Annotated in this window: 22 protein-coding genes; 13 read left to right on the top strand and 9 right to left on the bottom strand. The window is 59.1% G+C overall.

Going from position 1 to position 23,496, the window contains the following annotated elements:
* Positions 1–182: 182 nt before the first annotated feature.
* Both KGP24_RS20385 and KGP24_RS20380 read right to left on the bottom strand, forming a co-directional pair.
* Positions 183–1,181, bottom strand: coding sequence for a Gfo/Idh/MocA family oxidoreductase (locus KGP24_RS20385; protein ID WP_223561634.1), 999 nt, complete (start codon positions 1,179–1,181; stop codon positions 183–185).
* 70 nt (positions 1,182–1,251) lie between these two features.
* Positions 1,252–1,755: a M48 family metallopeptidase gene (locus KGP24_RS20380; protein ID WP_223561633.1), complete on the bottom strand. Its 504-nt coding sequence runs from the start codon at positions 1,753–1,755 to the stop codon at positions 1,252–1,254.
* Positions 1,756–1,838: 83 nt separating this feature from the next.
* Here KGP24_RS20380 and rlmG point away from each other — a divergent pair, with 83 nt between their 5' ends.
* Complete coding sequence (rlmG, locus tag KGP24_RS20375; RefSeq protein ID WP_223561632.1) at positions 1,839–2,975, top strand: 23S rRNA (guanine(1835)-N(2))-methyltransferase RlmG; 1,137 nt, start codon at positions 1,839–1,841, stop codon at positions 2,973–2,975.
* Here the strand turns inward: rlmG and KGP24_RS20370 are convergent.
* From KGP24_RS20370 to lsrR, 3 genes are all read right to left on the bottom strand, one after another.
* Positions 2,972–4,993 carry an NADPH-dependent 2,4-dienoyl-CoA reductase gene (locus tag KGP24_RS20370; RefSeq protein WP_223561631.1) on the bottom strand — a complete coding sequence of 674 codons (2,022 nt, stop codon included), beginning with the start codon at positions 4,991–4,993 and terminating at the stop codon, positions 2,972–2,974. The two genes, rlmG and KGP24_RS20370, sit on opposite strands and share 4 nt — an antisense overlap.
* A gap of 172 nt (positions 4,994–5,165) precedes the next feature.
* A complete protein-coding gene (lsrK, locus tag KGP24_RS20365; RefSeq protein ID WP_223561630.1) occupies positions 5,166–6,758 on the bottom strand; it encodes an autoinducer-2 kinase in 1,593 nt (530 codons plus the stop codon).
* Between the two features lie 32 nt (positions 6,759–6,790).
* Positions 6,791–7,762, bottom strand: a complete 972-nt coding sequence (gene lsrR / locus KGP24_RS20360) for a transcriptional regulator LsrR (protein ID WP_126796133.1) — start codon at positions 7,760–7,762, stop codon at positions 6,791–6,793.
* A gap of 215 nt (positions 7,763–7,977) precedes the next feature.
* Here lsrR and lsrA point away from each other — a divergent pair, with 215 nt between their 5' ends.
* From lsrA to lsrG, 6 genes are read left to right on the top strand one after another with little or no spacing between them, the layout of a single operon-like run.
* Positions 7,978–9,465 carry an autoinducer 2 ABC transporter ATP-binding protein LsrA gene (gene lsrA / locus KGP24_RS20355; RefSeq protein WP_223563537.1) on the top strand — a complete coding sequence of 496 codons (1,488 nt, stop codon included), beginning with the start codon at positions 7,978–7,980 and terminating at the stop codon, positions 9,463–9,465.
* Positions 9,462–10,493, top strand: a complete 1,032-nt coding sequence (gene lsrC / locus KGP24_RS20350) for an autoinducer 2 ABC transporter permease LsrC (protein WP_223561629.1) — start codon at positions 9,462–9,464, stop codon at positions 10,491–10,493. The genes lsrA and lsrC overlap by 4 nt, the downstream gene beginning before the upstream one ends.
* Positions 10,494–11,471: an autoinducer 2 ABC transporter permease LsrD gene (lsrD, locus tag KGP24_RS20345; protein ID WP_223561628.1), complete on the top strand. Its 978-nt coding sequence runs from the start codon at positions 10,494–10,496 to the stop codon at positions 11,469–11,471.
* A gap of 1 nt (position 11,472) precedes the next feature.
* Positions 11,473–12,474: an autoinducer 2 ABC transporter substrate-binding protein LsrB gene (gene lsrB / locus KGP24_RS20340; protein WP_223561627.1), complete on the top strand. Its 1,002-nt coding sequence runs from the start codon at positions 11,473–11,475 to the stop codon at positions 12,472–12,474.
* A gap of 11 nt (positions 12,475–12,485) precedes the next feature.
* A complete protein-coding gene (gene lsrF / locus KGP24_RS20335; protein WP_223561626.1) occupies positions 12,486–13,373 on the top strand; it encodes a 3-hydroxy-5-phosphonooxypentane-2,4-dione thiolase in 888 nt (295 codons plus the stop codon).
* Positions 13,370–13,663: a (4S)-4-hydroxy-5-phosphonooxypentane-2,3-dione isomerase gene (gene lsrG / locus KGP24_RS20330; RefSeq protein ID WP_008503162.1), complete on the top strand. Its 294-nt coding sequence runs from the start codon at positions 13,370–13,372 to the stop codon at positions 13,661–13,663. Before lsrF ends, lsrG begins: the two co-directional genes overlap by 4 nt.
* Positions 13,664–13,747: 84 nt before the next feature.
* On the opposite strand, the gene ygjG is transcribed toward lsrG, so the two are convergent.
* Entirely contained in the window at positions 13,748–15,127 is a 1,380-nt protein-coding gene (ygjG, locus tag KGP24_RS20325; protein ID WP_032650311.1) for a putrescine aminotransferase, read from the bottom strand.
* 435 nt (positions 15,128–15,562) lie between these two features.
* Between ygjG and KGP24_RS20320 the strand changes: the two genes are divergently transcribed.
* A complete protein-coding gene (locus KGP24_RS20320; RefSeq protein WP_223561625.1) occupies positions 15,563–17,083 on the top strand; it encodes a PAS domain-containing methyl-accepting chemotaxis protein in 1,521 nt (506 codons plus the stop codon).
* Between the two features lie 337 nt (positions 17,084–17,420).
* Positions 17,421–18,980 (top strand): methyl-accepting chemotaxis protein, encoded by a 1,560-nt coding sequence (locus tag KGP24_RS20315; RefSeq protein ID WP_223561624.1) that lies wholly within the window; start codon positions 17,421–17,423, stop codon positions 18,978–18,980.
* On the opposite strand, the gene KGP24_RS20310 is transcribed toward KGP24_RS20315, so the two are convergent.
* Positions 18,977–19,471, bottom strand: coding sequence for a PadR family transcriptional regulator (locus KGP24_RS20310; RefSeq protein ID WP_023333504.1), 495 nt, complete (start codon positions 19,469–19,471; stop codon positions 18,977–18,979). The genes KGP24_RS20315 and KGP24_RS20310 overlap by 4 nt on opposite strands.
* Before the next feature lie 147 nt (positions 19,472–19,618).
* Between KGP24_RS20310 and KGP24_RS20305 the strand changes: the two genes are divergently transcribed.
* On the top strand, positions 19,619–20,383 hold the full coding sequence (locus tag KGP24_RS20305) for a siderophore-interacting protein (protein ID WP_223561623.1): 765 nt from the start codon (positions 19,619–19,621) through the stop codon (positions 20,381–20,383).
* Here the strand turns inward: KGP24_RS20305 and KGP24_RS20300 are convergent, their stop codons facing one another.
* A complete protein-coding gene (locus KGP24_RS20300) occupies positions 20,384–21,553 on the bottom strand; it encodes a DNA repair protein (protein WP_223561622.1) in 1,170 nt (389 codons plus the stop codon).
* A gap of 282 nt (positions 21,554–21,835) precedes the next feature.
* A complete protein-coding gene (locus KGP24_RS20295; RefSeq protein ID WP_223561621.1) occupies positions 21,836–22,411 on the bottom strand; it encodes a phage repressor protein CI in 576 nt (191 codons plus the stop codon).
* Positions 22,412–22,639: 228 nt separating this feature from the next.
* On the opposite strand from KGP24_RS20295, the gene KGP24_RS20290 reads away from it, so the two are divergent.
* The 3 genes from KGP24_RS20290 to KGP24_RS20280 all read left to right on the top strand — a co-directional run bounded on the left by KGP24_RS20290 (position 22,640) and on the right by KGP24_RS20280 (position 23,495).
* Positions 22,640–22,978, top strand: a complete 339-nt coding sequence (locus tag KGP24_RS20290) for a DUF5347 domain-containing protein (protein ID WP_223561620.1) — start codon at positions 22,640–22,642, stop codon at positions 22,976–22,978.
* Between the two features lie 68 nt (positions 22,979–23,046).
* Complete coding sequence (locus KGP24_RS20285) at positions 23,047–23,274, top strand: DUF2732 family protein (protein WP_041908021.1); 228 nt, start codon at positions 23,047–23,049, stop codon at positions 23,272–23,274.
* On the top strand, positions 23,274–23,495 hold the full coding sequence (locus tag KGP24_RS20280) for a TraR/DksA family transcriptional regulator (RefSeq protein WP_223561619.1): 222 nt from the start codon (positions 23,274–23,276) through the stop codon (positions 23,493–23,495). The genes KGP24_RS20285 and KGP24_RS20280 overlap by 1 nt, the downstream gene beginning before the upstream one ends.
* The last annotated feature ends 1 nt before the right edge of the window (position 23,496 follow it).

Raw genomic sequence — 23,496 nt, 5'->3', positions numbered from 1 at the left:
CATAGACCTCGCCTTCCGGCAAGGTCTCACTTACAACCACGAAGGTTGCCCGGCGACCGGATGCGGTATTGCACGCATCGTAATGACGATCCACCGACGAAGAAGTTACTCCCCTTTGCGGGTAACAAAATATGTCGGACCATCGGTTTCGTCAATGGTCTGCGCCATTTCATTACACAGATTTACGCGATAGCTTCCGCGCTCACGCCGTCTGCCGGGAATACCACGCCGGTCTGACGGCGGATCTCCGTTTGCAGTTTCGCCGTGGTGCGGCTTACCGCGAGGCCAGGGTGATTCACTTCGTTGTCTTCCACCAGGCGGGCGAAGACCTCTGCCTCATAGAGCATAGTGTTAATATGCTGAGGCTGCGTCAGCTCCTGCGCTTTGCCGCCGCGCGGTACAAAGCTCACTTTCTGACACTCGGAGATCTTCTCGATAACCAGCGAGCCCGCTTCGCCCTGAATTTCGCTCGGCAGCACCGAATCGCTTACCTTGGAGTGCTGCAGCGTGACGCTGAAATCACCGTAATCCAGCACCGCTACACCGTGCGCATCCACGCCGCTCTCCAGCAGGCTGGCAGTGGCCGTCACGCCGTGTGGTTCGCCCCAAAGGGCCACGGCAGAGGCCAGGCAATAGAAACCGATATCCATAATCGAGCCGTTCGAGAAGGCCGGGTTAAAGGTGTTCGGGTTCTCGCCGTCCAGATAGCGCTGATAGCGCGACGAGTACTGGCAGTAATTGATAAAGGCTTTACGCACTTTGCCAATTTTCGGCAGGGACTGCTGCAGCAGCAGGAAATTCGGCAGGCTGGCGGTTTTGAACGCTTCGAACAGTACCACCTGGTTTTCGCGGGCAAGCGCGATGGCCGCTTCCACTTCTGCAATATTTGACGCCAGCGGCTTCTCGCAAATCACATGCTTTTTATGGCTGAGGAACAGCTTCGTTTGCGGGAAGTGCAGTGAGTTCGGACTGGCGATATACACCGCGTCAATGGCGTCGCTTTGCGCCATGTCATCAAGCGAAGTGAAGAGATGCTCAACGAGGTAATCATTAGCAAAACTCTGCGCCTGCTCAAGGCTGCGGGAATAGACTGCGGTAAGTTTAAGTTTGCCGGTTTCGTGGGCGGCGTCGACGAACTGGCGCGTGATCCAGTTCGTACCAATGACTGCGAAACGTATCATAAACGTTTACGTACTCCGTTGCGGGGAACCTTTAGCCACTGTAGCACGTCATCATGACAATTCGCGTGCGCTACTGCGCATTACTATTTAACGATAAATGCGTAAGCCACAGGCGGGTATCAAACTCCAGCTGGTGGTACTGTGGCTCCATGTGGCAGCACAGGGAATAGAATGCTTTATCGTGCTCTTTCTCTTTCAGATGTGCCAGTTCATGGACGACGATCATCCGCAGAAACGCTTCCGGCGCGTTACGGAAAACCGTCGCGACGCGGATTTCGGCCTTCGCTTTCAGCTTGCCGCCCTGTACGCGGGAGATGGCGGTGTGCAGGCCGAGCGCGTTTTTCAGCACGTGGATCTTGTTGTCGTACATCACCTTGTTGATCGGCGGCGCGCTCTTCAGATACCGGCTTTTCAGATCCTGCGTATACTGCCAGAGGGCCTTATCGGTCGCGAAATCGTGCGTACCGGGATAGCGTTTTTCCAGCACCGCGCCGAGCTTCTGCTCGGCAATCAGGCTGCGAACCTGAGTCAGTAAATGCTCCGGGTAGCCCTGGAGATAAGTAAGTTGGTTCATCAACGCCCCAAATCGACAATAAAACGGGTATACTCACGCACCCTTTTCAGGGATACGCCAAATTTTACCATTCAGGAGGGCCGATGAGCCACTTAGACAACGGTTTCCGTTCACTCAACCTTAAACGTTTTCCGGAAACGGACGACGTTAACCCGCTTCAGGCGTGGGAAGCGGCGGATGAATATCTGCTGCAGCAGTTGGATGAGACTGAAATCCGCGGCCCGGTTTTGATCCTGAATGACGCCTTTGGCGCCCTGGGCTGCGCCCTGGCGGAGCACACGCCTTACAGCATCGGTGATTCCTACCTGAGCGAGCTGGCGACGCGTGAAAACCTGCGTCATAACGACATCGAAGAGTCCAGCGTGAAGTTCCTCGACAGCACCGCGGAGTACCCGCAGGCGCCGGGCGTGGTGCTGATCAAAGTGCCAAAAACCATGGCGCTGCTGGAGCAACAGCTTCGCGCCCTGCGTAAGGTCGTCACGCCGGAAACACGCATCATCGCGGGCGCCAAAGCGCGCGATATCCACACCTCGACGCTGGAGCTGTTCGAGAAAGTTCTCGGCCCGACCACCACGACGCTGGCGTGGAAAAAAGCGCGCCTGATCAACTGCACCTTCAGCGCGCCGGAGCTGGCCGACGCGCCAGAGACCCTGAGCTGGAAGCTGGAAGGGACCGACTGGACCATCCACAACCATGCGAACGTCTTCTCCCGCACCGGTCTGGATATCGGGGCGCGTTTCTTTATGGAACATCTGCCGGAAAATCTGGAAGGTGAAATTGTCGATCTGGGCTGCGGTAACGGCGTGATTGGCCTGACGCTGCTGGCGAAGAACCCGGAGGCCAGCGTGGTGTTCAGCGACGAGTCGCCGATGGCGGTGGCTTCCAGCCGTCTGAACGTGGAAACCAATATGCCGGAAGCGCTGGATCGCTGCGAGTTTATGATCAACAACGCGCTGTCCGGCGTAGAGCCGTTCCGCTTCAACGCCGTATTCTGCAACCCGCCGTTCCACCAGAAGCACGCCCTGACGGATAACGTCGCGTGGGAGATGTTCCACCACGCGCGCCGCTGCCTGAAAATCAACGGCGAGCTGTACATCGTGGCGAACCGCCACCTGGACTACTTCCACAAGCTGAAGAAGATTTTCGGTAACTGCACCACGATTGCCACCAACAACAAATTCGTGGTGCTGAAATCCGTGAAGCTGGGTCGTCGTCGCTAAATCTTCAGTGCCAGCTGGGTGCCCTGCGCAATTGCGCGCCGTGCATCCAGCTCCATCGCCACGTCGCACCCGCCGATCAAATGCACCGTTTTACCGGCTTCGCGCAGCGGATCGGCAAGATCGCGCTTCGGCTCCTGCCCGGCACATAAAATGACATGATCCACGCGCAGCAGCTGCGATTCGCCGCCGATCGTGACGTGCAGACCCTCGTCGTCGATCTTCTGGTAGCTAACCGCCGGGATCATCTTCACCCCGCGTGAGAGCAGGGTGGCGCGGTGGATCCAGCCGGTGGTTTTGCCCAGCCCTTCGCCCGGCTTGCTGGCTTTACGCTGCAGCATCACGATCTGGCGCGGGCTTTTCGGCAGCTGCGGCCCTTCCGGGCGTAGTCCGCCGGACTGATTCAGGCTGGTGTCGATACCCCATTCCACGCAAAACTCGGCAATGTTCTGGCTGGTGGCCTCGCCCGGCTGGCTTAAATACATGGCGGTATCAAAGCCGATTCCGCCGCAGCCGATAATCGCCACCTTCTCGCCGACCGGCGTTTTGTCTCGCAATACATCCAGATAGCTCAATACCTTCGGATGATCGATACCCTCGATCGCAGGCGTGCGCGGTACGATCCCGCTCGCCAGGATCACTTCGTCGAAATCGATCAGATCCAATGCATTCACAACCTGGCTAAGCCGCAGCTCGACGCCCGTCAGTTCGATCATCCGGCGGTAGTAGCGCAGGGTTTCATAGAACTCCTCTTTGCCGGGGATCTGTTTGGCGATATTAAACTGCCCGCCAATCTCCGCCAGCGCATCAAACAGCTTCACGCTGTGCCCGCGCGAGGCGGCGTTCACCGCAAACGCCAGCCCCGCGGGGCCAGCGCCCACGACGGCCAGGCGTTTTTTATTGACCGCCGGAACGACCGGCATTTTGGTTTCATGGCATGCGCGCGGATTAACCAGACAGGAGGTGACCTTGCCGACGAAAATCTGATCCAGACAGGCCTGGTTACAGCCGATGCAGGTGTTGATCTCATCCGCACGGCCGCTTTGCGCTTTGGAGAGCAGTTCGGCATCCGCAAGGAACGGACGCGCCATCGAAACCATATCGGCATCGCCGCGTGAAATCACATCGTCCGCCACCTGCGGATCGTTGATGCGGTTAGTGGTGACCAGCGGAACAGAGACTTTGCCCTTCAGCCTGCGCGTTACCCAGCTGAACGCCGCTCTCGGTACCGGCGTGGCGATGGTCGGAATGCGCGCCTCGTGCCAGCCGATACCGGTGTTGATAATGGTGGCACCTGCGGCTTCAATCGCCTGCGCCAGCTGCACGGTTTCGTCGAACGTGCCGCCGCCTTCCACCAGGTCGAGCATCGACAGACGGAAGACGATAATAAAGTCCACGCCCGCACGTTCGCGCACCGCGCGCACCACCTCCACGGCAAAGCGCATCCGGCGGGCATAGTCGCCGCCCCATTCGTCGTCGCGCTGGTTGGTGCGGGCGGCGAGGAACTCGTTAATCAGATAGCCTTCTGAGCCCATCACCTCAACGCCGTCGTAGCCCGCCTCACGCGCCAGCGCCGCGCAGCGGGCAAAGTCGTCGATCAGCGCCAGGATCTCATCGTGGGTCAGGGCGTGAGGTTTAAAGCGGTTGATTGGGGCCTGAATGGCCGATGGCGCGACCAGGTTTGGCTGGTAGCTGTAGCGTCCGGTGTGCAGGATTTGCAGGGCGATTTTACCGCCCTCGCGGTGTACCGCGTCGGTCACAATGCGGTGGTGCGGCAGCTGTGACGCATCGTTCAGGACCGCGCCGCCCTCCATGCCCACGCCGGAAGGCGCAGGGGCCACGCCGCCGGTGACAATCAGCGCCACCCCGTGTCGGGCGCGCTCGGCATAGAAGGCCGCCAGACGCTCGGCCCCGTCCGGATGCTCCTCCAGCCCGGTATGCATTGAGCCCATCAATACGCGGTTTTTGAGTGTGGTGAACCCCAGATCGAGGGGGGCGAATAACGACGGGTAGCGGCTCATAGTCTCTTCCAGTGTAAAATTATTGTTATGTGGTCGGATGAGTTACTAATTTAGCCAGCGGGGAGTAAAAGGGAAAAGGGGAATGCAGTGATTGTGATGGGATTCAAATATTGGTGTGGCCTGATGCCCTCACCCTCTCCCTAAGGGAGAGGGGACTTAATCTCACACTTCCTTAGGGAGAGGGCCGGGGTGAGGGGGAACGTACTAACCCCGGAGCCTGCCACATCGATGTCGTCAGCCCGCTGTCCACCAGCCCGAGCTGATCGGCGTACACCGCCTGCCATTTCTGCATCATGCCGTCGTACAGCTCGCGGTGCTGCGGGTTCGGCGTGAACTCGCGGCTCCACTTCACCAGCCGCTCGCCCGTCGAGGCCATATCCGCAAACAGCCCCGCGCCCGCGCCTGCCGCAATCGCGCAGCCGAGCGCCGTCGCCTCTTTCACTTCGGGCACGCGCACCGGCAGCCCGGTGACGTCGCTTAAGATCTGGCTCCACAGGGCGCCTTTGGCCCCGCCGCCCGCAAACACCAGGCTCTCAAACGTTACGCCGGAGAAGCGCGAAATCTGCGCCAGGTTGCAGGCCGAGACTATCGCCGCATTCTCCTCCAGGGCGCGGAACAGCGTCGCTTTGTTGCACTTTTCCGGGTCGATGGAGAGGTTAATAAACGACGGCGCGGCGTGGTACCACTGCTTGAAATGCATCGCGTCGGAGAAGATCGGCATCACCCCGTGGGAGCCCGCCGGCACGCGGCTCGCCATCTCTTCAAGCAGGGAATAGGTGTCCATCCCCATCCGTTCGGCAATCAGTTTTTCCTCGGCGCAGAAGGCGTCGCGGAACCAGCGCATGGTCAGCCCGGTAAAGAAGCTGATCGACTCCGCCTGCGCCATGCCGGGAATAACGTGCGGGTTCACGCGGATGTTCATCTCGGGATCGGTGCGCACCTGCGGCAGGTTCACGACCTGCTGCCAGAAGGTACCGCCCAGCACCGCGGTTTGCCCGGCGCGAACCACGCCCAGCCCCAGACAGCCCAGCTGCACGTCGCCGCCGCCCATCACCACCGGCGTGCCCTCGCGCAGGCCGCTCTGCTGTGCGGCCTCTTTGGTGATAGCGCCCAGCACGGTGCCGGTCTCTTTTACCGGGGAGAGAATATCGGCGCGCAGCCCGGCCATGTCGAGCAGCGCCGGACGCCAGTCGCGGGAGAAGAGATCCAGCATGCCGGTGGTACCCGCGTTAGACGGGTCGACCGCCAGCTCGCCGGAGAGCTTCGCCGCCAGCCAGTCGCTGATCATGGTGATGGTCGCGGCCTTGCGGTAAATATCCGGACGATGGTGCGCCAGCCACAGGAGGCGAGGCATGGCGCTCAGGGCCAGCGTCTGGCCGGAAACTTCATACACTTCGGATTCAAAACGGTCGTCATGGATCTCTTTGAGTTCGGCTACCTCGCGGCTGGCGCGGGCGTCGACGTTGGCGCAGGCCCAGATGGCCTCGCCGTTGCGGTCGTACAGCACGATCCCTTCGCGCATCGAGCAGCAGGCGACGGACTGAATATCCGCCGCGCTCAGGCGCGCACGCTCCAGCGCCTGATGAATGCACCGGCAGGCCAGCTGCCAGTTGGTCTCGAGGTCAAACTCCATCGACCCCGGCACGTTCTCCACGCTCAGGTGCTTCCACTCGGCCTGGCCGACGGCAATCTGGTTGCCCTGTAAATCGAAAATAACGGCGCGAACGCTGCCTGTCCCTGCATCTAACGCTAAAAGGTAACTCATGAGCTTGCCTCGTTGTTAGCGCAGGGCGGCTCTTAGTCGGCCAGAGCCAGCACCGCGCGGGCTGTCGTCTCCTCCGTCACCAGGCCATTGATACGGCGACCCTTCAGTGCGGCATAAATCGCATCGGCTTTCTCTTCCCCTCCGGCCACGCCAACGATGGTGGGCAGCTGCGCCAGTTCATCGAGCGTGACGCCGAGTAATTCTTTGTGGATCTCCAGCTCCTCGACGCACTCCCCTTCGGCATTGAGGAAATAGCCGAGAATGTCGCCGACCGCACCTTTGCGGGCATACATCAGCTGCTCGCCTTCGCTGATATAGCCGGAGCGCAGTATCGTTGCGTCACGGCGCTGGTTCACCGAACCAATGCCGACTACCGCCACGTCGGCAGCGGTGGCGGCGAGGATCACGTCCCGCACGCTGGTTTCGCGCTTTAAGATCCCGGCCACCTCGGCGGATGACACGCGAAGCGGGGCGGGGATCATGCTCACGCTGCAGGCCGCGTCCAGCTGGCCGATACCGGTCATATACGGCCCGACGCCGCCGGAGAGCGTCACCAGGCGGATCTGCTGCGAGCTGATAAACCCGCTCAGGTGCTGCAGGCTGCTCATGGTGGTCTCACCAAAGCCCACCGCCAGCAGCTGGCCGGGCTCCAGTACGCCCATCAGCGACTGCGCGGCGCCTATGCCTAACCGCACGTTCATCGGCGGCGTATTTAACGCGGGCATCACGCGCACCAGCTTCAGGCCAAAGCGCTGCTGCAGCTCGGTCTCCAGCGCCAGGCAGCCCTCGTAGCGGGAGTTGATCTGCACCCGGATCACCCCGGACTGACGGCCCTTCTCCAGCAGGCGGGAGATCTTCAGGCGCGGCAGCCCGAGCCGCTCGCCGATGTCGTTCTGGGTTAATCCGTCGTGGTAGTAGCACCAGGCCACGCGCGCCACCAGCTCCTCTTCCGCCAGCGCCAGCCCGGCAAACCGTCCTTCTTCCGCAGTGCGTTTATCGCTCATAGTTGAACTCTTATAAAAATTTAGATCATATGTTCGTGATGGCGCGGAGGGAAAGTGTGAGCCACGCGACAAAACGGATCTTTTAGATCGTTTCTGGTTTATCTGAATCTCAATCGATAAAACTGTGATCCCTGCACGGTTGTAAATATAGTTCACCGTCTACGCTTTTGAACATTATTAAATCTAAAAATCATTTGTTCAATAGCGGAGCGATGATGACACCACTTCTCGACGCGCGGAATATCAGCAAGCAGTTCTCAGGCGTGCCGGTTCTAAAAGGCATAGATTTCACGCTGCTTGCGGGCCAGGTGCACGCGCTGATGGGCGGAAACGGCGCGGGAAAATCGACGCTGATGAAGATCATCGCCGGGGTGGAAACGCCGGACGGCGGTGAACTTTCCGTCGAGGGGCAGTCATATGCGCGGCTCACGCCCGTGCAGGCGCACAGGCTCGGCATTTATCTGGTGCCGCAGGAGCCGCAGCTGTTCCCCAACCTGACGGTGCGGGAAAACATCCTGTTTCGCCTGCCGCGCGAGCGCGATTTGGAAAAGCGCCTGGCGGAAAAACTCCAGCAGCTGCAGTGCCCGCTTAATCTCGACGCCACCGCCAGCACCCTGGAAGTGGCGGATCAGCAGATGGTGGAGATCCTGCGCGGGCTGATGCGCAACGCCAGGATCCTGATCCTCGACGAACCTACAGCTTCACTCACGCCGGGCGAAACCGAGCGGCTGTTCCGCCAGATCTGCGCCCTGCAGGCACTCGGCGTCGGGATCGTCTTTATCTCGCACAAGCTGCCGGAAATCCGCGTGCTTTCGAGCCACGTCTCGGTGATGCGCGACGGCGCGGTGGTGCTGAGCGGCGAAACCGCGCAGTTTGACGACAGCGCCCTGATCGCCGCCATGACGCCGGTGAGCCGGGAGAAATCACTCAGCGATACGCAAAAGCTGTGGCTGGCGCTGCCGGGCAACCGCCGCACCCAGGCGCAGGATTTCCCGGTGCTGCGGGTGGACGATCTCACCGGAGAAGGTTTTATCGATCTCAGCCTTGAGATCTACGCCGGAGAGATCGTCGGCCTGGCCGGGCTGGTGGGATCCGGGCGCACCGAGTTTGCGGAAACGCTCTACGGCCTGCGGCCCGTGCGCGGGGGCCGCGTCTGGCTGGAGAATCAGGAGATCACCGCCGAGCCGGTAAGTTCACGCCTGGAAAAAGGGCTGGTCTACCTGCCGGAGGACAGGCAGGTGTCCGGCCTGTTCCTCGACGCGCCGATCCGCTGGAACACCGTGGCGCTGAACGAGCCGTCGATTTGGCAGCAGCGCAAGCGGGAGTCTGCGGTGGTGGAGCGCTATCACCGGGCGCTGGGGATCAAGCTCAACCATGCGGATCAAACCGTGCGCACGCTCTCCGGCGGCAACCAGCAGAAGGTGCTGCTGGCGCGCTGTCTCGAGGCCAACCCTTTACTGCTGATCGTCGATGAACCGACGCGCGGCGTGGACGTCTCGGCGCGCGCAGACATCTATCAGCTGATAAAAAGCGTGGCGGCGCAGAACGTGGCGGTGCTGATGATCTCAAGCGATCTCGACGAGTTCCCGGGCCTTGCGGACCGGGTGCTGGTGATGCATCAGGGCGTGCTCAGCGGCGAGCTGCCGCGCCACGCCGTCAGCCTCGACAGGATGATGGCGCTGGCATTCGGAGGGCAATCATGAAGACCTTACTGAAAAACCGCGAGCTGAGCGCGTTTCTCGCCATTCTGGCGCTGTTCGCCGTGCTGGTGGCGCTGAACCCGTCCTACTTCAGCCTGCAGACGCTGGGGATGATCTTCGCCAGCTCGCAGATCCTGATCCTGCTGGCCATCGGTGCCGCGCTGGTGATGCTGACCCGCAATATCGACGTGTCCGTCGGCTCCATCGTCGGGCTGTCCGCCATCGCCGTCGGCGTGGCGCTTAATAGCGGCTACAGCCTGCCCCTTTCCATTCTCTTCGCGCTGTCGACTGGCGCGCTGGCCGGGGCGTTCAACGGGTTTCTGGTGGTGGGGCTGCGCATCCCGGCGATTGTCGCCACCCTCGGCACGCTGGGGCTGTACCGCGGCGCGATGCTGCTCTGGACGGGCGGAAAGTGGATTGAGGGGCTGCCGCCGGGGCTGAAATCCCTCTCCGAGCCTGCCGCCATCGGCATTTCGCCGCTAGGCATGCTGGTGTTGATTATCGCGGTCACGGGCGCGTGGACGCTGTCGCGCACCGCGTTCGGGCGTGATTTTTACGCGGTAGGGGATAACCTTGCCGCCGCGCGCCAGCTGGGCGTGGCGGTAAACCGCACCCGCATGCTTGCCTTTACCCTGAACGGCATGCTGGCGGCCTGCGCCGGGGTGGTCTTTGCCGCGCAGATTGGCTTTGTACCCAACCAGACCGGCAGCGGGCTGGAGATGAAGGCCATCGCCGCCTGCGTGCTCGGCGGCATTTCGCTGCTGGGCGGCACCGGCACGCTGGTTGGCGCATTGCTCGGCGCCTTCTTCCTGACGCAAATCGACACCGTGCTGGTGCTGTTCAGACTCCCGGCGTGGTGGAACGACTTTATCGCCGGGCTGGTCCTGCTGGGCGTACTGGTGCTCGACGGGCGCCTGCGCCAGGCGCTGGCGCGCCATCAGCGGGCGCTGAAGTACGGTCGCTTCCAGCCGGGCAACAAAGGGGGAAAGCACGTCACCCCGTTTCCCAAACGCAAAAAAGAGGTGGCGTAAATGAGGCTTAACTGGGAAAGCGCGCTGCTGATTTTGCTGGTGCTGGAGATCCTGCTCTTTGGCGCCATCAACCCGCGCATGCTCGATATCAATATGCTGCTGTTCAGCACCAGCGACTTCATCTGCATCGGCATCGTGGCGCTGCCGCTCACGCTTGTGATCGTCAGCGGCGGGATCGACATCTCCCTCGGCTCAACCATTGGACTGTGCGCCATCGCGCTGGGCTTGATGATGCAGGCGGGATGGCCGATGGCGGTAGCCATTCCATTAACCCTGCTGCTCGGCCTGCTGTGCGGGCTGCTGAATGCGGCGCTTATCCACTACACCGGCATTAGTCCTCTGGTGATTACCCTCGGCACCCTCTACCTCTACGGAGGCGGGGCGCTGCTGCTCTCCGGCATGGCGGGGGCGACGGGCTATGAGGGCATCGGCGGCTTCCCGGACGGCTTCACGGCGTTCGCTAACCTCACTGTGTTGGGCCTGCCGATCCCGCTGGTGCTGTTCGCGGTGATTACTGCCTTTTTCTGGCTGATTACCCACCGCGGGCGCTTTGGTCGTCACCTGTTTTTGATCGGGCAAAACCCGCGCGCGGCGCGCTATGCGGCGCTGTCGGTGAACGGCATGCCCTACGCGCTCTACGGCCTGGTGGGCGTGGCCTCGGCGGTTGCCGCGCTGGTGATGGTCTCCTATTTCGGCTCCGCGCGTTCGGATCTGGGGCGCGATTTGCTGATGCCAGCGCTCACCGCCGCCGTGCTCGGCGGAGCGAATATCTACGGCGGTTCAGGTTCGGTTGTTGGTACGGCGCTGGCGGCGCTGCTGGTGGGCTACCTGCAGCAGGGTTTACAGATGGTCGGCATCCCTAACCAGGTGTCGAGCGCGCTGTCAGGGGCGCTGCTGGTTGTGGTGGTGATGGGGCGTTCGCTGAGTCTGCACCGCGAATGGGTGCGATCTCTCTTTAGAAAACTATCCGGAGCGTAAGATGAAAACAAAACTGATAGTTCTGGCAATGGCCCTCAGCTTCGCTTCGGCGCAGGCGGCGGATCGCATTGCCTTTATCCCGAAGCTGGTGGGCGTGGGCTTCTTCACCAGCGGCGGCAACGGCGCGAAAGAGGCGGGGAAAGATCTCGGCGTGGACGTGACCTACGACGGCCCAACCGAACCGAGCGTCTCCGGGCAGGTGCAGCTCATCAATAACTTCGTCAACCAGGGCTATAACGCCATCATCGTCTCCGCCGTGTCGCCGGACGGCCTCTGCCCGGCGCTCAAGCGCGCGATGCAGCGCGGCGTCAAGGTCCTGACCTGGGACTCCGACACCAAACCGGAGTGCCGCAGCATCTACATCAATCAGGGAACGCCGGAGCAGCTGGGCGGCCTGCTGGTGGAGATGGCGGGCAAGCAGGTCACCAAACCAAATGCCAAAGTGGCTTTCTTCTACTCCAGCCCGACCGTTACCGACCAGAACCAGTGGGTGAAGGAGGCGAAGGCCAAAATCGAGAAAGATCACCCCCAGTGGCAGGTCGTGACGACCCAGTTTGGCTATAACGACGCCACCAAATCGTTGCAAACCGCCGAAGGGATCTTAAAAGCGTATCCGGATCTGGATGCCATCATTGCCCCGGACGCCAACGCGCTGCCTGCGGCGGCGCAGGCGGCGGAAAACCTGAAGCGCGAAGGGGTGGCGATTGTCGGCTTCAGCACGCCGAACGTGATGCGCCCGTACGTTGAGCGCGGCACGGTGAAAGCCTTCGGCCTGTGGGACGTCGTGCAACAGGGCAAAATTGCGGTCAATGTCGCCGATCGCCTGCTGAAAAAAAGCGATCTTAACGTCGGCGACAGCGTGGACGTGAAAAACATCGGCGCGCTGAAGGTCGAGCCGAACAGCGTGCAGGGCTACCAGTATGAGGCGAAGGGCAACGGCATCGTGCTGCTGCCGGAGCGCGTGGTGTTCACCAAAGAGAACATCAATAAATACGATTTCTGACGGGGGAGCAAATGGCTGATTTAGACGACATCAAAGACGGCAAGGATTTTGGCATCGGCACGCCGCAGCAGAACGTGCTTTACACCCTGAAGGGCTGCGGCTCGCTGGACTGGGGCATGCAGTCCAGGCTTTCGCGCATCTTCAACCCGCAGAGCAACCGCACGGTGATGCTGGCCTTTGACCACGGCTACTTTCAGGGGCCGACCACCGGCCTTGAGCGTATCGATCTCTCCATCGCGCCGCTGTTTGGTGAAACCGACGTGCTGATGTGCACCCGCGGCATCCTCAGGAGCCAGGTGCCAGCCGCGACGAACAAACCGGTGGTGCTGCGCGCCTCCGGCGGTAACTCGATTCTGGGCGAGCTGTCGAACGAGTGCGTGGCGGTGGCAATGGAGGACGCGCTGCGCCTGAACGTCTGCGCGGTGGCGGCGCAGGTGTATATCGGAAGCCCGTTTGAGCACCAGTCGATCAACAACATCATCAAGCTTGTCGATGCGGGCGCGCGCTACGGCATGCCGACGCTGGCGGTGACGGGCGTCGGCAAAGAGATGGCGCGCGACGCGCGGTATTTCTCGCTGGCCAGCCGCATTGCGGCCGAAATGGGGGCACAGTTCGTCAAAACCTACTACGTGGACGAGGGCTTCGAAAAAGTGACCGCCAGCTGCCCGGTGCCGATCGTTATCGCCGGGGGCAAAAAGCTGCCGGAGCACGAGGCGCTGGAGATGTGCTGGCGCGCGATTGACCAGGGCGCGTCGGGCGTGGATATGGGGCGCAATATCTTCCAGTCCAGCGCGCCGCTCGCCATGCTGAAGGCGGTGAAGAAAGTGGTTCACGAGAACTGGAATGCCCGCGATGCGTTCCAGTTCTGGCAGGAAGAGAAACAGGGAGAAGCAAAATGAACGTGACGCTGGTAGAGATCAACATCAAGCCCGAGCGGGTGGACGAGTTTCTGGAGGTGTTCCGCGCCAACCATGAGGGGGCAATCCAGGAGCCGGGAAACCTGCGTTTTGACGTCCTGCAGGACCCGAGGGTGAAAACCCGGTTCTTTATCTACGAGGCCTATAAAGACGAAGAGGCGGTGCTGGCGCACAAGCAAACCCCGCACTATCTGGCGTGCGTGGATAAGCTTGAGGAGCTGATGTCGGAGCCGCGCAAGAAACGCAGTTTTGTGGGGTTGTTGCCGGAGTAGCGTTTTGCCCGGTGGCGCTACGCTTCCCGGGCCTGCATAGCAGTTTTTTGCAGGCCGGGTAAGCGTAGCGCCACCCGGCGTTGTTTACGCTTCTTCCACGCTCACCCGCAGCGCTGCCAGCGCCTTACGCGCCGCTTTCAGCACCTGCTCACACTGCTCAATGGTCAGCGTGAGCGGCGGTTCTATGCGGATGGTTTTCGAGTTGTTGAGCGTTCCGGCCACCAGCACCCGCTGGCGGAACATCTCGCTCGCGAAGCTGTAGCCGGTTTCGTTATCGACAAACTCAATCGCCATCAGCATCCCTTTCCCACGCGCGTCCTGCACCAGGTCCGGATACTCCCGGCCCAGCTGACGGAAGCCGTCCAGCAGCATGTCGCCTTTCTGCTCCGCCTGCGCGGGCAGGTTTTGCTCCAGCAGCACGTTGATGGTGGCCAGCGCCGCCGCACAGGCCAGCGGATTGCCGCCAAAGGTGGTGGTATGCAGGAACGGGTTATCGAACAGCACCGAGAAGACCTCTTCTGTCGCCACCGTTGCGCCAATCGGCATAACGCCGCCGCCGAGCGCCTTCGCCAGGCACAGAATGTCCGGCTGAACGTTTTCGTGCTCGCAGGCAAACATCTTGCCGGTGCGCCCCATCCCGGTCTGGACTTCGTCGAGGATCAGCAGGGCGCCAAACTCATCGCACAGCTGACGCACGGCGGGCAGATAGCCCTGCGGAGGGAGGATCACGCCGCCTTCACCCTGAATCGGCTCCAGGATCACCGCCGCCACGTCGTCGCCGGTTTTACGGCATTCGCTCAGCGCGGTTCGCATGGCGTTGATGTCGCCAAACGGCACGTGGCGGAAGCCCGGCAGCAGCGGCATAAACGGTTTGCGGAAGGTGGATTTGGCGGTAGCAGACAGTGCGCCCAGGGATTTACCGTGGAACGCGCCGCTGGTGGCGATAAAGGTGAATTTCCCGCGCGGCGACTGGTACGCTTTGGCGAGTTTAATCGCCGCTTCGACCGATTCCGTGCCGCTATTGCTAAAGAAGCTGTACTTCAGTTTGCCGGGCGTTAAGGCCGCCAGCGTTTTCGCGAGCATGGCGCGAAGCGGGTCGAGCAGTTCCTGGCTATGGAGAGGTTGTTTCGCAAGTTGATTCTGTACGGCGGAAACCACAACTGGATTACGGTGCCCCACGTTGAAGATACCAAAACCACCAAGGCAATCGATAAACTCCTGTCCCTGGGTGTCGACAAGCGTGTTAAGACTTCCCGCTTGCCACTCTACGGCTCCGTAATCCCCGCCGGCGGTAACAGATTTGCGATACTCCAGAAACCCTGGATTGACGTGCTCTTTAAAGTAATCAATGACCTCTCGGTTAAGTTGTTTCATCTCCTCATGATCGAGCGTTCGCTTCTCAATGAGATTCAGTGCGTGCGCGGTACAGGCAAGAGCCGAGGCGCTGGAAGGTAACCTGTTCAAAATGTGCTCCCGGGGATCGCGTATCACATGATACTGAATTAAGTATTGCAGGGATTACGCCACTTCAGAGGACTTAACGAAAATCGGGATAAACGCCAGGTTAAAATAATGTTGCACAATATTTAATCATGCCGGAGCAACCGAAACGGGATTTAGCGGTACAGGACTGAGAGGACAAAGGAGAGCGGAAAAGCGCCACTGCACTAAAGAAGTGCATTCCCTGCTACTTAAGTGGGCATTAACTGGTCATGCTTTACAGGTAATTTCTTATCGAAAGTATTTGAAATCAATGAATTATAAAATCATACAAAAAGTATGGTTTAAGTCAAATTTGCGATCTTCATCAAGTTTAACAACTAAAGATAAATTGTTTACCGCCGAAAAAACATTGACCCACAAAATTAACATTCAAATAACCTGCAAGGGATGCCCACGATGTCCTCTCCAACTTATGTCACCCAGAATGAATATCCTCTGGACGATGACACCACCTTAATGTCTACCACAGACGTCCACAGCTATATTACCCACGCCAACGACACCTTTGTGAAGGTGAGCGGCTACCAGCTCGATGAGCTGACGGGCCAGCCGCACAATATGGTGCGCCACCCCGATATGCCAAAAGCCGCGTTTGCCGATATGTGGTACACGCTGCAGCAGGGCGAGCCGTGGAGCGGAATTGTCAAAAACCGGCGCAAAAACGGCGATCACTACTGGGTACGTGCGAATGCGGTGCCGATGGTGCGCCGCGGGCAGGTGACGGGCTATATGTCCATTCGCACCAAAGCTACAGCGGAAGAGATTGCCGCCGTGGAGCCGCTCTACCGGGCGCTAAACGACGGGAGCTGTAAAAAACGTGTGCACAAGGGGCTGGTCGTTGGAAAAGGCTGGCTGGGAAAACTGCCGGCAATGCCGCTGCGCTGGCGCGTGCGCAGCGTGATGGCGGTGCTCTTTGTTCTCCTCGCCGCCACGCTGGTCGCGACCTCCGCCGGGTGGATGCCGCTCGTTGCAGCAGCGGTGGTGATGCTGCTGGGGACACTGCTGTTTGAGCAACAGCTTGTCCGCCCGATAGAGAATGTGGCGCGTCAGGCGCTGAAGGTCGCCACCGGGGAGCGCAACAGCGTGCAGCACCTTAACCGCAGCGACGAGCTGGGGCTGACGCTGCGCGCGGTTGGGCAACTTGGCCTGATGTGCCGCTGGTTAATCAATGACGTGTCGAGCCAGGTGGTGAGCGTCCGTGACGGCAGCGACAGGCTGGCGCAGGGAAATGAAGATCTGAACGATCGGACGCGTCAGACCGTGGCGAACGTGCAGCAGACCGTCGCGACAATGAACCAGATGGCCGCTTCGGTTCAGAGTAACTCTGAAACCGCTGCCGAGGTGGATAAACTCTCCGTGGCCGCGAGCAGCGCGGCGACGAAAGGGGGCAACGCGATGCAGACCGTCGTCAAAACCATGGATGACATTGCCGACAGCACGCAGCGAATTGGCTCGATTACCTCCCTGATTAACGATATCGCTTTCCAGACCAATATTCTGGCGCTGAACGCGGCGGTTGAAGCGGCAAGGGCAGGGGAGCAGGGCAAAGGATTTGCCGTGGTCGCGGGCGAAGTCCGCCATCTCGCCAGCCGCAGCGCCAGTGCCGCGAATGATATTCGTAAACTGATTGATGCCAGCGCCAGCAAGGTGCAGTCCGGCTCCGAGCAGGTTCACGCCGCAGGCCGCACGATGGATGATATCGTGGTGCAGGTGAAAAACGTGACGCAGCTTATCGCCCAGATCAGCCACGCGACCTCCGAGCAGGCCACCGGACTGTCAGAGTTGACCCGCGCGGTTGCCGAACTCGACAGCATCACGCAGAAAAACGCCGACCTGGTCGAGGAGAGCGCCCACATTTCTGCGATGGTGAAGCACCGCGCCGGACGCCTCAAGGATGCGGTGACCGTGCTCCATTGAGTCTGTAATGTTCCTAAAAAAGCCGCTTATTCCGTAAGAAATAAGCGGCTTTTTATTTGCTGGATGTGACTATTAATGTATTTTATTGTTAAGTTAATATTAAATAACTAAAGAAATCGCCTCAGTTATTTATCCCTGCCTAAGTCAGTTCTTCAGAATGCTATTTCGAAAATACCCGGTTTGACGGTATGGTAACGATCGATGAGGCAATATTAATAGCCTCTACCTATCCATTGTGTGGGTTATGAAATAAAAAAACGATCAAACTCATAAAGTTAGCGTAATCGTTACCGATAACAGCGATCGTCTGAGAAATAATCACATCGATGGAGAAAATATGTTCTTACATGACGTAAAGATCGGCACGAAATTATTTCTGGCGTTTGGGTTCTTTATTGTCCTGATGGCGATCAGCGCGAGCCTGTCTCTGATGAGTCTGAACCGGGCAAATAACGGGATGCAATCCATTATTACCAGTGATTATCCGACCACGGTAAAAGCGAACCAGTTAATTGATAATTTCCAGGAATTTATTAGCACTCAACAGCTGATGCTGCTCGACGAGCAGGGCACCTACACGGGGCAATCTCAGCAGCGCCTGAAAGAGATCAGCGAGCACATCACGGTGATCCTGGGCGAGCTTAACAACGCGCTGCAGGATCAAAAGTCTCAGCAGGTGCTGGCGGATATCCGCAGCGTGCGTCAGCAGTATCTGGACTCGCGCTACCGCATTTTGCAGGCAGTGCAAAACAACAATCGTGCGGGCGCTATTCAGGAGATGATGACCACCACCCTCGCCGTGCAGCAGGCTTATAAAGCGAAGGTGAAAGAGCTGATTACCATTCAAAACAGCGAGATGCAGAGTGCTGGCGCGCAGGTGGAAGGGGATTTCAGGTCTAACCGCCTGCTGCTGATCCTGCTCACGCTCTTTAGCGTCGGGGCAGGCAGCCTGATCGGCTGGTTTATCGTGCGCGCTATCACTCGTCCGCTCGGCGAGGCGGTGCATTTCGCTAAAGCCATTTCCGAGGGCGATCTGACGGGCAGCATCACGCCACACGGCAAAGACGAAACGGGTCTTCTGCTGCATGCGCTGATGGAGATGAAAACGCGACTGCTGGACATTGTGCAGCAGGTGCAAACCGGCTCGGAGAATATCTCCAGCGCAGCCGCGCAGATTGTCGCCGGGAATCAGGATCTGGCCGCGCGCACGGAAGAGCAGGCAAGCTCCGTTGAACAGACCGCCGCCTCGATGGAGCAGATCACCGCGACGGTGAAAAATACCGCCTCGCATACCGGGGAAGCCACCAACCTCTCGGCGGATGCCGCCACGGTGGTCAAAAACAACGGCGAGATGATGAAGCAGGTGACCAGCAAAATGCGCCTGATTAACGAAACGTCGAACCGGATGTCCGACATTATCGACCTGATCGACGCCATTGCGTTCCAGACCAACATTCTGGCGCTGAACGCGGCGGTGGAAGCGGCGCGTGCCGGTGAGCACGGTCGCGGCTTCGCGGTGGTGGCCGGTGAGGTACGTCAGCTTGCCCAGAAGAGCGCATCGTCTGCCAGCGAAATCCGCGAGCTGATTGAGAGCTCTACCAGCCAGACCCAGGACGGGATGAACCTGGTTGAAAAAGCGAGTGCGTTGATCAACGGGATGGTCGGCAACGTGGAAGAGATGGATGCGATCCTGCGCGAAATCCGCCAGGCCAGCCACGAACAGACGGAAGGTATCTCGCAGATTAACAGCGCGATTGGCCTGATTGACGCCACCACCCAGCAGAACTCCGCGCTGGTGGAGGAGTCCGTCGCGGCGGCGGCATCGCTTAACGAACAGGCGATGCACCTGAAAGAGCTGGTACGCGTCTTCCGCGTGAGCGAGCACGCACCGGCTTAATCCAGCTGGGAGATCTCGAGCGCCGCGCGGTCAATGACGCCGATAATCTGCTTGAGCTGCGCGTCGCTGAGCTCTCCCTGATTTACCTTCAGGTCTAACACCGCTTTGAAGTTATCCAGCGCCCGCTTCATCTGCGGGTTTTTGCGCAGCTGAAAACCGACGGAACGCGCTTTGATACGCACCTGGATCTGTTCCAGCTGTTCCCGGTTTTCGTCCAGCCAGCGTTGTCCTTCAGCGGTAATCGCAATCTTCTTACGACCGCTCTCTTCTTCCGTAATGGTGATAAAGGTCTGATCCTGAAGATAATCCAGGGTTGGATAGATCACGCCCGGGCTCGGAGTGTAGTTTCCCTGCGTCAGGTTCTCGATCTCTTTGATCAGCTCGTAGCCGTGGCTTGCGCTGCGGGTCAGGATATCCAGAATCACCAGCCGCAGATCGCCGTGGCCGAAAAAGCGCGGTCGGCGCCCGCCGCTGTCGTGTTCGTGTCGCATAACAGATCCTTTAATTTGATATATCTAAACTATATCTAAGATATATTCAGATGCAATCTAAAAGATCTTGCATTTTTACTTATTAGTAATCATTATCATTTGAAAATTGATTTAGATATATCGTATTCACCAGAGAAGGGGCTAAAAATGGCATCTACCCGTTACCCACAGCGTGTTCGAAATGATCTGCGTTTTCGCGAGCTGACGGTGCTCCGCGTTGAGCGCGCCAGTGCGGGTTTCCAGCGTATTGTTTTAGGCGGCGAGGCGCTGGAGGGCTTTAGCTCCCGGGGTTTCGACGACCATACCAAAGTCTTTTTCCCGGCCCCTGGAACGGTGTTTGTACCGCCGGTGGTCACCGATGAAGGCATCGACTGGGGCGACGGTGTGCGTCCTCAGACGCGCGACTATACGCCGCTGTACGACGAGGCAAATCATGAGCTGGTACTCGATTTCTTCGTTCACGACGGCGGCGTTGCCAGCCGCTGGGCGGTCGAGGCGAAAGCGGGAGACAGGCTGACCATCGGCGGCCCGCGAGGTTCGCTGGTGGTGCCGGAGGATTACGCCTGGCAGCTGTACGTGTGCGACGAATCCGGCATGCCCGCGCTGCGTCGACGCTTAGAGAGCATTGCTAAACTGCCGGTTCGCCCGGAAATTCATGCGGTAGTGACGGTCGGGGACGAATCTTATAAAGACTATCTGGCGCACCTGAGCGAATTCAACATCACATGGGTGGTGGGCCACAGCGAGCAGGCGGTAGCGGACCATCTGGCGGCGCTGACCGTTCCGGGGGAAGACTACTTCATCTGGCTGACCGGGGAAGGGAAGGTGGTGAAAACGCTGAGCCGTCAGTTTGAAACCGACGCGATTGACCCACAGCTGGTGCGTGCCAGCGCATACTGGCACGCCAAATAATCAGGCGGCGGAATCCAGCTGCGCTTCGCTCACCTGATGTTCGAGCGAGGCGCGGACCTCGTGCAGCGCTTTCTCCTGCTGAGCGAAGTACGCTTCCATATTGTTCAGCGACGAGACCAGCAGCCAGGACTCCTCTTTCTCCAGCTCCGCCAGCTCGTTCACTAAGATGTCGATCTGCTCGCGGACCTGCGCCATTTTCTTGCGGATGCGTTCCAGATCGTTCAGCCTGTCGCTTGCCATCAATGGCTCAAAGCCCTGCTGCAGGCGGGCCACCAGTGAGCGAATGGTTTTAACGTCACCACGCTGCTTCGCCTGGTTGAGCTGCACCATCATCGCGTTGGCTTCCTCTTTCAGGTCGTCTGCCACCAGGTCCGGATGGCAGAGCTTGCTCGCCTGACGCCAGAGACGCTTGAGCTCGTTGCGATCCTCTTCCGAAAGATCTTTGCCCTTGCGCAGCCGCACTTCGGCATCGTGATGCTGCTCGCGATACTTCTCGTACTCTTCGTTAGCGTCGTCGCGCGCCTGACGCGCAGGCTCCTCTTCGCGCGTTAAGCCGCTCTCAAGCTCCAGCGCTTCGGCCAGCAGGTTGGCAATCAGATTGCTTTGCTGCTCAAGATGCTTACGCGCCTCAACGGCCTGCACGGAGTCGGCCGGGAGATCGCGCCAGCGCTGGGTGAGCGTCGCCAGTACCTCTACCGCCTGCGCCATATAGCGCTGGCAGCGACGGTAATCTTCCTCGCGACGACGCGCTTCCGCCTGCTGACGACGCAGGTTGAGTTCGGCCAGCGTTTTGCGCAGGGCGAGGATCTGCTGCATCAGCGGTCCGAGTCGAGAGAAATAGAGATCGTTGAACTCATCGAGCTGCTGCACCCGGGCGTTGCGGCGGTCAATCAGATCGCGCAGACGCTCTTCCAGCGCCTTCAGCTCCAGCTTGCTGGCGGCCACCTGCGGATCGCGCCACTGGGTCACGGCGCGCTGGCCCTGCAGCCAGGCGGTGATGGCCCGGATGGCCGCGGTATAGTTCTTCTGCTCAAACGCCACGACGATTGCCTGTAGCTCATCGTCAAACGCTTCATTTTTCAGGCGTGTCAGCTGGCTCTGGATGATGTCGTCATCTTCCAGTTCAATGGCATTTTTAATGATTTCTAGCCGTTTGATCGGTGTGCTCATGATGCCTTTCGCTTTGGCGCTTAAGTATTTGAGTTAAGGTTAGTTGTTGTAAAAGCTACAGGAAATAATACACACGGATGATGATCGGCGCGACGGGGGATTTCTTTAATGAGTTGATGTGTGGTGCTCTCATTATGGGGTAAACGCGATAGAGCGACATGCCACACGTTCACCAGCCCTGTTAATGTGCGTCGATCCTCTTTTTCCTCTGCCACGGGTTTTACCGTGCCCTACCCAAAAGCGAGCGCCCTGCCTTTAGTGGCGAATGCTTCCGAGCTGTCCTCAGCTCACCTCGCTGTAAATCCCCACTACGCGACCCACCGTTTTTATCTCGTCGATACCGCACTCAAACGGAATTTTGCCGCCCGCCACGTGGAGTTTTTTACCCGGCAGCAGCGTCAGGTCGCGGATGCTGGCGGTGCCTTCAATCTCAACCAGCCACAGGCCGTCGGTTAACGATGCGTCTTTTTCAATAAAGTGCAGCTTTCCCTCCGCCCGGACGGCGATGCCGCGCGCCAGCGGTTTGCTAAAGACAGCAGAGTCGATACTCAAAATAGTATTTTCTTCGAGTCTTCCATCACTAAGGGTGTATGAGGTAACCGAAACGGGATCGCCCGGCGCGGGGTTACCTTCAAACTGCGCACCTTGCCCGGTCATCAGCCAGCGAAGGCTGGCGCCGGTGTCCAGCGCACACTGAACCGCAAAGTCGTAAGAGATGGTACCGCGCGCGTAGCGGTTCTGAAGCGAGCTGGCGGCGATATTAAAGTGCCGGGCCAGCTGGATTTTCTGCGTGAAACCATATACCTGACAGATTCTATCGAGTAACTCTTCATTATTCACTTGAGAATCTAAAATCAAAATATATTCCTTTGGGTGTTTACTAATGCTCATTTGGGTATTAATATCATTACAAATTCGGGCAATCAGCGGCAGACGTTGGCAAACAGAGGCTAATGATTGCAGACATTATCAAAATGGGAATCATGCAGCATGGCTTCTGAAATCGCAATCCTCAAACGGTGGAAAAAAGCCGTGCTGTGCCCGTTTTCAGCACATTAGCGTGCGTGAATTTATGCGAGGGGAGATATGGCGATAGAAGCTGCCCGTGCAAGGGTTCCACTTAGCGTGGGAGCTCGTCTTAACGGGCTTAACCACGTCGCTGAACTGCGCGCCCGATACGGGAGCGATAGCGCAAAAGAGCTGGCGCGGTTTATGGCCGAGCTGCGCGATAAGCGCGATCCCTGTTTTGAGGAGAACAGCAGGGCGCTGGCCGCCATCTTTTTCCTGGCGAGATTGCCCGTCGCCCGTCATGAGTGCGATATCGGCGAGCTGACGACCGAAGAGAAACGGGCGCTGATTAACGCCATGAACCATTTTCGTGCTGTTGTGAGTTTATTTCCTGAACGGCTGACCATGCCGATATAACCCAACCAAAAACCTAATGGCGTAAACCCGCCGGGCACCCTATTGCCTGAAATTAAGGAGAACGCGTGATGCGAAACAGTGAAAACCGCCCTTATCCGATCGGAAGTGAAGAACTGAAGCGCCTGCTGATGGAGGCAAAAACGGAGGAACGATGCGCGCGAGCCCTCGCGGTCTCCCTGCGCCTGGAGGCGCTGGCGAGCCATATCTACAAAACCGGCATGAGCGGAGAGGACGTTGCCGAACTGCTGTGCCACGAGGCGGCCCGCTACGAGCGTGAATCTCAGGAGCTGCACTGATGGCCGATTTTATCGATCTTGCGCAGGCGCGCGAGCAGGAGGACAGAGAGCTGTACATTAATCGCGCCCGCAGACGACCCGCATCGCCTTCGCGTTTCCTCTGCGAGGACTGCGAGACCCCGATACCTGAGGCGCGCCGAATGGCGGTGCCCGGCGTGGCCCTTTGCGTAACCTGCCAGGAGATCGCGGAGATGAAAAATAAGCACGTCCGGGGAGGATAAG

The organism is Enterobacter sp. JBIWA008 (assembly GCF_019968765.1).
Classification (GTDB): domain Bacteria; phylum Pseudomonadota; class Gammaproteobacteria; order Enterobacterales; family Enterobacteriaceae; genus Enterobacter.
Note: the sequence above shows the minus strand (reverse complement) of the source record. Positions and strands in the feature narration are given on the sequence as shown.